Origin of the sequence: Phenylobacterium kunshanense (assembly GCF_003254525.1) — a bacterium.
Taxonomy (GTDB): Bacteria; Pseudomonadota; Alphaproteobacteria; order Caulobacterales; family Caulobacteraceae; genus Phenylobacterium; species Phenylobacterium kunshanense.
The window spans coordinates 461,072-473,035 of sequence record NZ_QFYS01000001.1; the positions used below are offsets into that span (position 1 = coordinate 461,072).

The 11,964-nt window shown below is 68.8% G+C and carries 13 protein-coding genes, 1 tRNA gene and 1 pseudogene; 11 read left to right on the top strand and 4 right to left on the bottom strand.

All coding sequences use genetic code 11. The features are described from left to right. The first annotated feature begins 72 nt into the window (after positions 1-72). Together DJ019_RS02385 and DJ019_RS02390 are read left to right on the top strand one after the other, a co-directional pair. Complete coding sequence (locus tag DJ019_RS02385) at positions 73-354, top strand: hypothetical protein (protein WP_111274374.1); 282 nt, start codon at positions 73-75, stop codon at positions 352-354. Continuing rightward, the gene (locus DJ019_RS02390) at positions 354-3,905 is read left to right on the top strand and encodes a phage tail length tape measure family protein (protein ID WP_111274375.1); all 3,552 of its coding nucleotides are present in this window, start codon (positions 354-356) and stop codon (positions 3,903-3,905) included. The genes DJ019_RS02385 and DJ019_RS02390 overlap by 1 nt, the downstream gene beginning before the upstream one ends. 471 nt (positions 3,906-4,376) lie before the next feature. Here DJ019_RS02390 and DJ019_RS02395 read toward each other — a convergent pair whose 3' ends face one another. After that, the gene (locus tag DJ019_RS02395; protein WP_111274376.1) at positions 4,377-4,856 is read right to left on the bottom strand and encodes a hypothetical protein; all 480 of its coding nucleotides are present in this window, start codon (positions 4,854-4,856) and stop codon (positions 4,377-4,379) included. Further along, the gene (locus DJ019_RS02400) at positions 4,853-5,149 is read right to left on the bottom strand and encodes a hypothetical protein (RefSeq protein WP_111274377.1); all 297 of its coding nucleotides are present in this window, start codon (positions 5,147-5,149) and stop codon (positions 4,853-4,855) included. The genes DJ019_RS02395 and DJ019_RS02400 overlap by 4 nt, the downstream gene beginning before the upstream one ends. Before the next feature lie 207 nt (positions 5,150-5,356). Here DJ019_RS02400 and DJ019_RS21620 point away from each other — a divergent pair, with 207 nt between their 5' ends. Further along, on the top strand, positions 5,357-5,524 hold the full coding sequence (locus DJ019_RS21620) for a ribbon-helix-helix protein, CopG family (RefSeq protein ID WP_111274378.1): 168 nt from the start codon (positions 5,357-5,359) through the stop codon (positions 5,522-5,524). 240 nt (positions 5,525-5,764) lie between these two features. Here the strand turns inward: DJ019_RS21620 and DJ019_RS02415 are convergent, their stop codons facing one another. After that, a complete protein-coding gene (locus DJ019_RS02415; RefSeq protein WP_111274380.1) occupies positions 5,765-6,085 on the bottom strand; it encodes a hypothetical protein in 321 nt (106 codons plus the stop codon). A gap of 118 nt (positions 6,086-6,203) precedes the next feature. On the opposite strand from DJ019_RS02415, the pseudogene DJ019_RS21625 reads away from it, so the two are divergent. After that, positions 6,204-6,311, top strand: a pseudogene (locus DJ019_RS21625) (hypothetical protein); the annotation flags it as partial. Between the two features lie 15 nt (positions 6,312-6,326). After that, a complete protein-coding gene (locus DJ019_RS02420; protein WP_240606344.1) occupies positions 6,327-6,665 on the top strand; it encodes a hypothetical protein in 339 nt (112 codons plus the stop codon). A gap of 131 nt (positions 6,666-6,796) precedes the next feature. On the opposite strand, the gene DJ019_RS02425 is transcribed toward DJ019_RS02420, so the two are convergent. Further along, a tRNA-Ser gene (locus DJ019_RS02425) sits at positions 6,797-6,886 on the bottom strand. 110 nt (positions 6,887-6,996) lie between these two features. Between DJ019_RS02425 and DJ019_RS02430 the strand changes: the two genes are divergently transcribed. The 6 genes from DJ019_RS02430 to purN are packed head-to-tail and all read left to right on the top strand — an operon-like array spanning position 6,997 to position 11,960. Further along, a complete protein-coding gene (locus DJ019_RS02430) occupies positions 6,997-8,085 on the top strand; it encodes a septal ring lytic transglycosylase RlpA family protein (RefSeq protein WP_111274382.1) in 1,089 nt (362 codons plus the stop codon). Positions 8,086-8,116: 31 nt separating this feature from the next. Continuing rightward, positions 8,117-8,752, top strand: a complete 636-nt coding sequence (gene tmk, locus DJ019_RS02435) for a dTMP kinase (RefSeq protein ID WP_111274383.1) — start codon at positions 8,117-8,119, stop codon at positions 8,750-8,752. Continuing rightward, positions 8,745-9,746 carry a DNA polymerase III subunit delta' gene (locus DJ019_RS02440; protein WP_111274384.1) on the top strand — a complete coding sequence of 334 codons (1,002 nt, stop codon included), beginning with the start codon at positions 8,745-8,747 and terminating at the stop codon, positions 9,744-9,746. Before tmk ends, DJ019_RS02440 begins: the two co-directional genes overlap by 8 nt. Positions 9,747-9,760: 14 nt before the next feature. Next, positions 9,761-10,537 carry a TatD family hydrolase gene (locus DJ019_RS02445; RefSeq protein ID WP_111274385.1) on the top strand — a complete coding sequence of 259 codons (777 nt, stop codon included), beginning with the start codon at positions 9,761-9,763 and terminating at the stop codon, positions 10,535-10,537. Then, the gene (locus tag DJ019_RS02450; RefSeq protein WP_111274386.1) at positions 10,534-11,352 is read left to right on the top strand and encodes an MBL fold metallo-hydrolase; all 819 of its coding nucleotides are present in this window, start codon (positions 10,534-10,536) and stop codon (positions 11,350-11,352) included. Before DJ019_RS02445 ends, DJ019_RS02450 begins: the two co-directional genes overlap by 4 nt. Further along, positions 11,349-11,960 (top strand): phosphoribosylglycinamide formyltransferase, encoded by a 612-nt coding sequence (purN, locus tag DJ019_RS02455; protein WP_111274387.1) that lies wholly within the window; start codon positions 11,349-11,351, stop codon positions 11,958-11,960. The genes DJ019_RS02450 and purN overlap by 4 nt, the downstream gene beginning before the upstream one ends. Positions 11,961-11,964 lie beyond the last annotated feature (4 nt).

Consider the following 11,964-nt stretch of genomic DNA (forward strand, 5'->3'; position numbering starts at 1 on the left):
CGCCGACACCGTCATCACGGGCGCGGCCGGGGCGCTGGAGCGGGCGTCATGAGAACAGATCAAGCAGCACGCGTGCGACGCCTCTACGACGCCCTGGCCGAGATCGTGCACCCATCGATCGTGTCCAACGGCCTCGCGGCTGAACTCGCCGGCATCGACGCGGCCGAGGTCGACCGCCGCGTGGGAGCCTGCCTCTTGCTGTGTGCGGACATTGCCGGGGCTGCAGATCTTGCTGCGAGTCTCATCCGCGTCGGCATCGGCGCTCCCGAGGCGTGGAAGATCGCGTCCGCCGGTATGGCGCACGTCGGCGGCAGGACCGACTTCGCGCCTGCGAATGAGCAGGAGCCCGCCTGATGGCCGCCGCCAACGCTACGATCGCCGCCCTCAAAGTCTCGCTCGGGCTGGACTCTGCGCGGTTCACTACGGGCCTTCGCGACGCATCGGCCACGATGCAGCGAGAGTCGCGGAAACAGGCGCAGGCGGTCGAGCAACTGGCGAGCCGCGTGGACCGGCTGCGCAGTTCGCTGTCGCCAGTGTACGCCGAACAGAAGCGCCTCACCGGCCTCATGAAGGAGGCGCAGGCCCTCTATAGGGCCGGGGCGATCTCCGGCGCGGAGTACGGTCGCTCGATGGGGGATCTCACGACCCGGCTAAAGGCCGCGTCGGCGGGTATGGTCGCCCTGGCGTCTGTTCAACGGGATGCGGCCCAATCGGCGAAGGTTCTGCAGAACGCCGGCCTTGGCCTCTCGCGGCAGTTCGCCGACGTGGGCGTCAGCCTTGCCGGCGGCATCAACCCGATGATGGTCCTGATTCAACAGGGCCCGCAGATCGCCGACGCCTTCGCGGTGGCGAAGGGCCAGGGCGCGGGGTTCAACACCGTAGTCAAGGAACTCGCTGGATCGGTCGGCGGGTTCCTGAAAACCTGGGGCGGGATCATCGCCATTGGTGGCGCGGTAGCCGGCGTGTTCCTGCTTTGGCAGAAGCACCTGGCCGACACCAAGGCGGCGATGGAGGCCACGGCCAAGGCGACGCAGGGCCTTGCCGAGGTCCAGAACACGACCCGCGACGCTCTCGCGAGCGCGGCCGACTTCGCCGAGAAGTACGGCGTGGCCAACGCAGGCCTGACGAAGACGCTTGACGACCTGCTGATCGCCCAGAACTCCGCGTACAAGGAGACCCTGGCCGGGATCGACGCGAACGATCAGGCGGGCAGGGCGGCGGTGCGGCGTGCCGAGCTTGAGCGCCTGCTGACGGTCTCGATCCTCAAGCGCGCGGCGGCCGAAGCCGAGGCGCGGGCCAAGGAGTCGGACGCCGCGGCGGAGAAAGCGGCCTCTCCAGCCAGGCGTTACGGGGCTATCGTTGGGTTCGGCCTCGCGGGTGATCCCTTGGTGCTGCAGGCCGCCCAGGAAGCCGAGGCGGCTGAGTTCCGGAAGCGGGGCGGCGAGACCGCGAAGAAGGCCGCAGCCGAGGAGCGCGCCTACGCCAAGTCGCTGAACGAGACCGCCGACGCGCTGCTGAAGATGAAGCTGACGCTGCCCGAAACGGCAGAGCGCAAGCGCGAAGCGGCGTCGGCGTCGCGCGCTGCGGCCAAGGCGACCAACGAGCACGCCAAAGCCGAGGAAGAGTTCGACCGCGCCTTGAAGGCGGCGCTGCAGACGGTCGAGACCGCGAACGAGCGCCAGCTTCGCGAAATGCACGAGGTCATGCTCACCCTCCGCGAGGGCCTTGAGCGCGGCAAGATCAGCATTGAGCAGTTCCGCGAGGCCATCGAGCGCCTGTTCCCAGTCGTGGTCAGCGTCAAGGACGCCCAGAAGGCCTGGAACCCGCAGATCGAGAAGTCGATCACGGCGACGACCAAGTTCGGCGGCAAGGTCGAGACGCTGGAGGAACAGCTTCGCAGCCTCGCGGACACCTTCGGCCGGGTCGAGTATTCGATCAACGATATGTTCCGCTCGCTCAAGAGCGGGGACTTCGGTTCGTTCCTACTGAACATCCAAGACCTTCTTGGCGGGCTGAAGTCGCTATCTGGCCAAGGCGCGGCCGGTCTTGCATCCATCGGCTCGATCGTCGCCAACACGATCGGCGGAAGTGGCGGGCGAGCGATCGGCGGTGGCCTGGGCATTGCGGCGGGTGGCCTGGGCCTGGGAGCCTTCGCGGCGAGTGGCGCGGGCGCTGCGGCCTTGGGAACGCTCGGCCTAGGCGCGGGCGCGATCAGCGGTATCGCGGCGCTTGCCGGCCCGATTGGCCTAGCCGCTGGCGCGCTCTATGCCGCCGTGAAGCTGTTCAACATCGGCGGCAAGCCGACGAACGCAGGCGCGGGCTACGACCTGCGCACCGGCGCGATCAGCGGCAACAAGCGGACGGCTGAGACCGAACAGGCGGCCACCGGCGCCGGCGAGGCGATCAAGGGTTTCCAGGAAGCCGTCAAGGCCGCCGGCATCGACCTGAAGACGGTCGTGAACGGCCTCGTGATCGGCACGCGCGACGCGTCTCAGATCTACCTTTCGACGGGTCAAACGCTCACCAGCGCGGTCGGGGACGCCGCGGCGGCCGTGGACACTGCGGCCCGCGCGATCCTCGCCGATGCGGTCTATGCCAGCGAGCAGCAAAAGAAGGTTGTCGAAGGGCTGGTGGCGGCCGGCAAGACGGTCGAAGACATCATCGCTGCGCTCCAGGTCTACGAGGGCGCCCAGCAGATCGGCAAGCAACTGGCCGATCAGATCCTCCAGCTCACGGACCCCAAGGCCTACGACATCAAGGCCGTGAAGGCCGACATCGAGGCGCAGCGGAAGGCCTACGCCCAGCTCGCGACCGAGGGCTATCTCACGGCCGAGCAACTGGCCGGGATCAACGCTCAGCTCTCGACCCTGGAAGGCCTGCGCCTCGACGAAGTGCTGAAGCGCTATGCCGAGGCCGTGGTCGATACAACGCCGGTCGACAACACCAAGGACACCCTGGCCGCCGCGGCAGAGAGCGCAAAGTCCAGCCTCCTCGACGCATACAACGCCTTTGCTGATGCGAAGCGGGCGGAAATCCAGGCCCTTCGGGATGCCGCGGAGGGCCTGAAGGCGTTTCGGCGCGAGCTCTCGTTCGGAGACCTGGCCGGCCGCGACCCGCTGGCCCAACTGGACAGCCTGCGCCGCGAGTTCCAACGGCTTGCCGCGCTCCCGGCTACCGATCCAGAGCGCCTGGCCAACCTGCAGTCTGTGTCTCAGGCCTTCCTGCAGGCCTCCCGCGCCGCATCTCCGAACGCCCTGGCCTACAACCGCGACCTCGCCGCCGTGCGGCGCGCGGTCGAAGCCTCGCAGGCTGGCGCCACGTCGCAGGCCGACACGCTCCAGGCGCAGCTCGACGCCCAGACGGCCATGCTTACGCAGCTTGGCCTAATCAGCACGTCGACGCAGGACATGGCGTCGGCGCTTAAGGCCTACCTTGGCGCCCTGGAGAACGCCAAGGCGGGCGGCGTCGCTAACGACAACTTCAACGTGGCGGCCTACCTGGGCGCCAACCCCGACCTCGCCCGGAACTGGAACGCGGGCGGCAGCCTGCGTGGCGTCGGCGGCTCGCTTGAAGAAGCGGCCTTTGCGCACTGGATATTGAAGGGCCGGGACGAGGTCGCCGCCGGCCAACGGACCCGGGGCTTCGCTACCGGCGGCCAGTTCCGCGTCGGCGGCTCCGGCGGCATCGACAGCCAGCTCATGCAGTTCTGGGCCTCGCCGGGCGAAATGGTGAGCGTCAGCCACGGCGATCCGCAGTCGGCCATGGCAGATGGCTTCCGCCAACTCGACGCCCGCCTTGCTACCGTGGAGGCTGGTATCGTCCGCATTGCCGGCTATTCCCGGCGTCAGGACCAGACGCTGCGCAAGTGGGATGGCGACGGCCTCCCGACTGAGAGGGTCGTCTAGAGCGCGGCTATTCGGCGGCGTGTCCACGACCGTGGATAGATGCGATTCCAGGATGACAGGCCGAGCAGCCCGGGCCTAGATGGAGGGTAGGGGAGCCGCCGGTCTCACCCTCTGCCGCCCTCGGGCTGGTACCACACCGGAGCCGCTGCAGGACGTCCAATCTTCGCGGCTATGACTTCTCCGGGGGCGAGGCGTGAACTCGCTTCCCGGAGGGTCACCGGCGGTGCTGCGGTGCTCACTTATGCCTATCGATTTCGCACGCGTGTGCTAGCCCTGGGGCAGGTTCGTCCACACAAGACGGTCGCGTCACAGTGTGGCCGTTTGTCGAAAGCACACCGAGATGCCCCCGCGCGGCGCAAACCGGCGGGGGCGGCAGCTCTCAGTGGGAGCGCTCTCGCGAGACGCTCTAGCCCGCGTCCAGGGTAGGCGCGCGGGCCGCGCAAGTCCCCGGAGCTGCATCTCGTGCTGGCGTCAGGGCCAAACAGGGTCGTCCGAGGCCCTGACGACTACCGCGTCGGCCAAGCGATAGACCGCCTCTGACGCCTCCTCGGGCCCTTCTGTTACGACCAACCCTGCAGCGGTGTGAGCCAGCAGCTCGCGCAGGAACCGACCGCGCTCGGGCTCTGGGCGTTCGCCCACCGCCGACGCCACGAGCGTAGCGGCGTCGCCGCGTACCCCTTCACGCCGAAATTCGAGCTCGCGCATGATTAGCGCTCCGGCCTCACCCCGGCCCTTATAATAGGGCGCCTCATGTAGTGGTGCGCCGCCGTGGGCGAGGGAGTAGACGTTGCCTAGGTCCCGACCATCCTCGAGCATCTCCAGCGCTTCCCGTTCAAGTTCTTCCCTGAAGCGCGCGAAGACCTTCGGCTTGAGAGCACGCCGCGCGGCCGCGAAGACGGCGATGATCAGACGGTCCGCCGGGAGTTCGCGGATGTTGTTCGCGGCGCTCATGCCGACGCCCCCGGAATGATCTCTGCGCCGCTCCCACGCGCTATCGGGCGGTATTCGCCGACGAAGCCGGGCTGGGCGGTGAAGTAGGGCTTTTGGCCCGTCCGCCAGTCTCCAAAATAGAGGATCGGATAACCGCCGGCCACGTGAGGGCCGGAGAGGGTGACGGCGGATAGGGTGGACGGGTCTAGCCCGGCGCCCATCGCAGCCTCGACAGCACGCCCGCCGTCCGGGTGGAGGGCGCACGCCTGCCTGCGCAGCTCGCTCCAGAGTTCTTCAGTCGTCTTGCCTGCCATCGTGGCCTCCGCAGTTGGGATGGGCTCATGACGGCGGCGCTTGGCGTCAGATGCGGACGTAGCCGCGCGACGCATGGTAGGCGGATGGGTAGCCAAGACCTGATCTCCATAGGATCGGTTGCGGTAGGGCCGGGCGGGAGTTGCCGCTTCCGCTCGGTCCGTTTAATGTAGTGCACGAAATCAGAGGGCGGTCAATTCGCGCACTACATGAGAGGCGTCAGCCGGCCACGGCCGAAGAACCTTGCAGCCCCGACACAGGTGCGACTGCCGCCTGAGCTGCAGGCGCGCATAGATGCCTATGCGGCGCGCGCCGGCATCACGCGGTCTCAGGCCATCCGCGCGTTGATTGAGGCCGGCTTGGCGGGGCAGGGGTGACGTGTCTCCCCGCGCTGAGATCCTGGCGTTGATCCGATCCTTGCCGGACGGTGACCCTTTGCGGCGCGTCGCAATGGCCACGGCGTACCTAGACGGACTCCCGCCCGAGAAAGCAGCGGCTGCTGAGCGCCGGATGCTGGCCCTGACGCAAGTCTACTTGGCGGCAATGGAAGGTGACCCGGATGCGCGGTCCGGCGACTTTCTCGCCATGGTCGACGCGGCCGAGCGCCGGCTGCTTAACTAGCGCCCGAAGTCGATCGCCCAGGCCAAGATCACGGCGCCGCGGTAAGTCCCGAGAGGCTCGCCGCTGCACCGGCCCAGGTCGTCCGTGACGCCGATCCGGTAGCCCTTGGCGATGTTTGTGAGGCCGGCGGGGATATAGCCGCCGCGCATCTCTTCGATCAGGCTGAGCACCCGCGAGAAGCCGTCAGGAGGCACGCCCAGCGCCTCCAGCGCGTAAGCCGCATCCATGACGCCGCGATCAGCCCAGCCCGCACGCGGCGACGCCATATCGGCTAGCCAGGCCGCGCGGCGGCGGAACTCCAGGGCAGTCTCGCGCATCGAGAGCCACCCACATCGGGCGGCTGCTGAAGGTCAACTGACAGGAGGACAATTGCACCTCTCTGTTGGCGCTGCAGCGGAGGCAACGCTAGGGTGAAGCCGTGAAGTCGACGCCTTTGAGATCGTTGCCGGGCGCCATCGCTACGAGGCCGCGCTCTCCCTCAAGTGGACCCACATCAGCGCCGTCGTGCGCCCTTGGGACGAAGACGACGCGTCGCTCTGGGAGATCGACGAGAACCTGATGCGGGCCGAGCTGTCGGATGCGCAGCGCGCCGACCACCACGCCCGCCGCGAGGCCATCATGGTTCGGAAGGGGCTAGTCCGATCTGGACCGGGCCAGCCGAAAAAGAATTCGGACAAATTGTCCGCATACTCTGCGACCGCCGCCGCCGAACTTGGAGTTGACGAGCGGACCGTCCGCCGCGACCTCTCCCGCGGCAAGAAGATCGCCCCTGAGGTTCTCAGCGAAGTCGCCGGGACCGACCTCGACAAGGGCGTGGTGCTCGATCGCCTCGCCGCGACCCCGATATCTCAGCAGTGCTTGGCCGGGATCAAAGGTTGTCCCGCGACGGCGGCTTGATTCCCTCCTTCGGAAACGTCGAGGGAACCCGCGGCCGATCGCCCTGTGGCCTCACTGTGGCCTCGCAGCGCGATTTAAGGGCTATGCCGAGATGTGGAAGCGCGAATTAATCCCGTAAACTCAACGGGTTATGGCGGACGGGGTGGGATTCGAACCCACGGTAGGCTTCCACCTACGGCGGTTTTCAAGACCGCTGCCTTAAACCACTCGGCCACCCGTCCGGCGAGACGGCCTATAGCAGGGAAGGGCGCGGCGTCTCCACCGCAACGGATGGTTAACCCTGTTTCAAGGTTCGGCGCCGAACCTTGGCCGTCGAGTCGGAGACCGGACCATGCCCCATTCCATCACCCCGGCGCACCACGGCCGCCTGGCGGCGGTGCTCCTGGCCGCGGCGTCCCTTGCGGCCTGCGCCACGGTGGAGCCGCGCTACTCAAGTCGCGGCGAGGGGGCGACCCCAGGACCGACGGCGCGCGGCGAGCGAAAGGTCGGCAAGCCCTATCAGGTGGCGGGGGTCTGGTATGTGCCGCGCGAACAGCCCGACTACGATCAGACGGGAATCGCGTCGTGGTACGGTCAGGCTTTCCATCAGAAAGCCACCGCTAACGGCGAGCTCTTCGACATGAACGCCGTTTCGGCGGCGCACACGACCTTGCCGCTGCCGTCCCTGGTCGAGGTGACCAACCTGGAGAATGGCCGACGCCTCGTCGTGCGGGTCAACGATCGCGGCCCGTTCGTCGACAACCGGATCATCGACCTGTCGCAGGAGGCGGCGCGCCAGCTCGGCTATGATCGACGAGGGCTGGCGAAAGTGCGGGTCCGCTACGTCGGGCCAGCGCCGCTGCTGGGCCGGACAGACGGGGTTCGGGTCGCCGACGCGAGGCCCGCGACGACATGGGCCGCGGCCGCGCCGATGGCGATGACCGCCCGATCGACGCTTGCCGCCGAGGACGATCCGGTCATGGAGATCGCTGCCGGCGCGCCCCGGCGGGCCTCGGTTCCAGCGGAGACGCGGCTGGGCTCCGGCCCGCCGGCGCCGGTCACCGGAGCTGAGATTTCCGATACGCCGATAGGTTCCGCGCCCCTCGCGCCGCTGAAGCCCGTCGAAACCGCGAGCCTCGCGCCGCTGCCCCCTGCAGTAAGGGCTCCCACGGCGCCTCTTCCCTCGATCATGCCGGACGCCACGGCGATCGGATTGCGCATCCAGGCGGGGGCGTTCTCCAGTCACGCCAACGCCCAGCAGGCGGTGATGCGCCTGTCGGCGGCCGGACAGGCGCTCATCGAGCCCCTGCAGCGGGACGATGGTTTGACGCTCTATCGCGTGTTCCTGCCAGCGCCCGCCGATGAAGCCGCCGCCTATGCGCTGCGCGACCGGGTCGCCGAGATCGGCTTCGCCGACGCGCGTGTCGTCCGCGCCTTCTAGACAAAGGCGCCGAACCGGCCAATTTGGCCACGTGACACGCGGACGGTTCATCACCTTCGAGGGCGGCGAGGGCGCGGGCAAGTCGACCCAGGTGCTTCGCCTCGTTGCGCGCCTCGAGTCGGCGGGCCATGAGGTGGTGAAGACCCGGGAGCCTGGCGGCTCGCCGGGCGCCGAGAGCATCCGCGATCTGGTCCTCCGGGGCGCAGCGGACCGCTGGAGTCCCGTCACCGAGACGCTGCTGATGTACGCCGCTCGCCGCGATCACATCGAGCGGGTGATCCGGCCCGCCCTTTCGCGCGGCGCCTGGGTGGTCTGCGACCGCTTCGCCGACTCCACGCGAGCGTATCAGGGCGCCGCCGGCGGGACCGCGCCAGGGCTGATCGCCGCCCTCGAGACCTTTGTCCTCGAAGACATAAAGCCCGATCTGACCCTGGTGTTCGATCTGCCGGTCGACATAGGCCTGGCCCGCGCCCACGCCCGCGCCGGCGCCGAGATGCGGTTCGAATCCAAGGGCGCGGCGTTCCACGAGCGCTTGCGCGAGGGCTTTCGCGCGATCGCTGAGGCCGAACCGGAGCGCTGCGCGCTCATCGACGCCAGCGGCGGCATGGACGAGGTGGAAGGCGAGGTCTGGCGGGCGGTGAGCGATCGGCTGACCATCCATGGCTGAGATCGAGGTTCCGCATCCGCGCGACGTTCACGATCTCTCCGGCCAGGAGGCCGCCGAGGTCGCGTTCGAAGCCGCGCGCGCGCGCGGGCGCCTCCACCACGCCTGGCTGCTGACCGGACCGGAAGGAGTCGGCAAGGCCACCTTCGCCTATCGGGCCGCGCGACGCCTGCTGGGCGCGCCGGCTGACCCCCGGCATGGCGTCTTGGGCTCCGACCCCGGCCACCCCGTGAGTCGGCAGGTGGCCGCCCGCAGCCATCCGGACCTGCTGGTCCTCGAACGGGAGGGGCCCGACGGCAAGCCACGCAAGGTCATCCCGGTGGATGACGCCCGTCGCCTCGCCGAGTTCTTCTCCAAGTCGCCCGCCAGCGCCCCGCATCGGGTCGCGATCATCGACGCCGCGGACGACCTGAACGTCAACGCCGCCAACGCCATACTGAAAACGCTGGAGGAGCCGCCGCCGCGCGGCGTCCTGCTGATGGTGTCGCATTCGCCGGGCCGGCTTCTGCCCACCATACGTTCGCGATGCCGGCGGCTGGCGTTCCAGCCGCTCGGCCTGGAGGAGGCGGCGGCCTTTGTTCGGGCCCGGACCGACGTGAATGACGAGGAAGCGTTCAGGCTTGCACGCATGGCCGACGGCGCGCCGGGCCGGGCGCTCCAGCTCGCCGCCGCCCAGGCCATCGCCATGGACGATGCGGCCCGTGACCTCCTGGCCGACCTGCCGCAACTCGACGAAGGCCGGGCCCTGCTGCTGGCCGAGCGGTTCCGGGGCGGGGAGGGGCCGACACAGTTCAACCTCCTCTTCGAACGCCTGGCCGACCGGGTGCACGCGCTGTCCATGGACCGCGCCCTTCACGGGATCGGGGCGCTTGATCGCTGGGCTCAGGCGTGGGAGACGCTCCAGCGCCTGCCGCGCGAGGTCGAGGCGCTGAATCTCGACCGCACGGACGCCCTGTTCACCGCCCTCTCGGAGCTTCGCCAGGCCGCGCAGGCCTAAACCGGCCCACCGCCATGCTGATCGACAGCCACGTCAACCTGCACGCCCCGCAATTCGACGGCGACCGCGACGAGGTGATCGCGCGGGCGCGCGAGGCCGGCGTGCGGTTGATGGTCAATATCTGCGACCGCGTCTCGAACTTCCCAGCCTGCCGCGCCGTCGCCGACGCGCCCGACATCTGGTGCACCGTCGGCACGCACCCCCACGAGGCCAAGGAGAATCCCGACCTGACAGCCGCGGAACTCGTCGCGCTCGCGAAGGATCCCCGTGTGGTGGGCATCGGCGAATGCGGCCTCGATTTCCACTACGACCTCAGTCCACGCGATATCCAGGCGACGGTCTTCCGCGCCCACGTGGCCGCCGCGCGCGAGACGGGCCTGCCGCTCGTGGTCCACACGCGCGAGGCGGACGAGATCATGGGGGGCATCCTCGAGGAGGAGTTCGCCCGCGGGCCTTTCCGCCTGCTGATGCACTGCTACACCTCGGGCCCCGACCTCGCTCGTCGGGCGGCCGCCCTCGGTGCGTGGTTCTCGGTGTCCGGAATCGCGACCTTCAAGGCCGCAGAGGACGTGCGCGAGGTGATCCGCGAGATGCCGGCCGACCGCATCATCGTGGAGACGGACTGCCCCTATCTCGCGCCCGTGCCACATCGCGGCCGCCGTAACGAGCCGGCATACATCCCGCACATCCTGGCAAAGCTGGCCGAAATCAGGGGCTGGAGCCTCGATGAGGCCGACGCCCGCACGACAGAGGCGTTCTTCGCCCTGTTCGACCGGATCCCGCGCCCATGACCGCGGCGCTGGAGTTCACGATTCTGGGCTGCGGCTCCTCAGGCGGGGTTCCGCGCGCCGATGGCGAATGGGGCGTGTGCGACCCCGCCAACCCCAAGAACTTCCGCACCCGCTGTTCGATGCTGGTCCGCCGCCTCGGCGGCGAGGCTCAGACCACGGTCCTCGTGGACGCCTCTCCCGAGCTGCGACTGCAGACGGCCAAGGCGGGGGTGAAGCGCGTCGACGCCGTGGTCCTCACCCACGACCACGCCGACCAGGTTCACGGCCTGGACGACGTACGGGCCTTCTACCTGCGCCAGCAGGCGAAGATTCCGTGCTGGATGGACCCCGTGACCGACCTGACGATGATGCGCCGCTTCGGCTATATCTTCGAGGGTGAGGGGGGATACCCCGCGATCTGCGAACGGTCCCCGCTTCCGCCGCATGGGCAGTCTTGGCGCGTGGACGGCCCTTCCGGCGCCATTCCCATCACCACCTTCGACCAGGACCACGGCGGCATCCGGTCCGTGGGCTACCGGTTCGGCGGCGTAGCGTATTCGAGCGACGTCGTCGGGCTGGACGACGCGGCCTTCGAGGCGCTGGCGGGCCTGGATGTCTGGATCGTGGACGCCTTGCGGCGGCGTCCGCATCCGACGCACGCCCACCTGGAGCTCGCGCTCGAATGGATCGCGCGGGTCAGGCCCAGGCGGGCGATCCTGACGAACATGCACATCGACCTGGACTACGAACAGCTCCGCGCTGAGCTTCCGCCAGGGGTCGAACCGGCCTTCGACGGGATGACGTTCCAGCATCAACTCGAAACGGAAACGCCGTGAAATCTTCGCCGCTTAGACTGGGTTTCCTCGCGTCGGGGAACGGTTCCAGCGCCGAGGCCATGGTGGAGGCTATCGCGGGCGGGCGGCTTGCGGCCGAGGCGCGATTGCTGGTCAGCAATCGCCGGGACGCGCCGGCGCTCCGGTGGGCGGAAGACCGTGGGGTCCGCGCTCGCCACATCCCGACCCTGCCGAACCCCGAGCGCGCCGACGCCGCCATCGCGGAAGCCATGAAGGCGGCCGGCGTCGACCTGATCGTCCTGTCCGGCTACCTGCGCCGCCTCGGGCCCGTCACGCTCAAGGCCTATGCGGGCCGGATCCTCAACATCCATCCCGGTCCTCTTCCGCGTTTCGGCGGCGAGGGGATGTACGGCGCGCGAGTGCACCAGGCCGTGATCGACGCGGGGGTGTCTGAGAGCGCCATCGTCATTCACCTGGTGGATGGCGAATACGATCATGGCCCTGAGATCGCCCGCCGGGCGGTGCCGATCTCGCCAGGCGACACCGCCGAAGCCCTGGAGGCGCGTGTGAAAGCGCTGGAGCCCCCATTCTTCGTCGAGACTCTCCAGCGGATCGCCACGGGCGAGCTGGCGCTGCCCGACGCGGCCTGACCGC

What these genes read in the sequence shown, in the direction of transcription:
- DJ019_RS21620 (WP_111274378.1), top strand. Translation starts at nt 5,357, where the DNA reads ATGAGAGGCGTCAGCCGGCCACGGCCGAAGAACCTTGCAGCCCCGACA.
- DJ019_RS02390 (WP_111274375.1), top strand. Translation starts at nt 354, where the DNA reads ATGGCCGCCGCCAACGCTACGATCGCCGCCCTCAAAGTCTCGCTCGGG.
- DJ019_RS02395 (WP_111274376.1), bottom strand. Translation starts at nt 4,856, where the DNA reads ATGAGCGCCGCGAACAACATCCGCGAACTCCCGGCGGACCGTCTGATC.
- DJ019_RS02400 (WP_111274377.1), bottom strand. Translation starts at nt 5,149, where the DNA reads ATGGCAGGCAAGACGACTGAAGAACTCTGGAGCGAGCTGCGCAGGCAG.
- DJ019_RS02415 (WP_111274380.1), bottom strand. Translation starts at nt 6,085, where the DNA reads ATGCGCGAGACTGCCCTGGAGTTCCGCCGCCGCGCGGCCTGGCTAGCC.
- DJ019_RS02430 (WP_111274382.1), top strand. Translation starts at nt 6,997, where the DNA reads ATGCCCCATTCCATCACCCCGGCGCACCACGGCCGCCTGGCGGCGGTG.
- DJ019_RS02450 (WP_111274386.1), top strand. Translation starts at nt 10,534, where the DNA reads ATGACCGCGGCGCTGGAGTTCACGATTCTGGGCTGCGGCTCCTCAGGC.
- DJ019_RS02420 (WP_240606344.1), top strand. Translation starts at nt 6,327, where the DNA reads ATGCGGGCCGAGCTGTCGGATGCGCAGCGCGCCGACCACCACGCCCGC.
- DJ019_RS02445 (WP_111274385.1), top strand. Translation starts at nt 9,761, where the DNA reads ATGCTGATCGACAGCCACGTCAACCTGCACGCCCCGCAATTCGACGGC.
- DJ019_RS02440 (WP_111274384.1), top strand. Translation starts at nt 8,745, where the DNA reads ATGGCTGAGATCGAGGTTCCGCATCCGCGCGACGTTCACGATCTCTCC.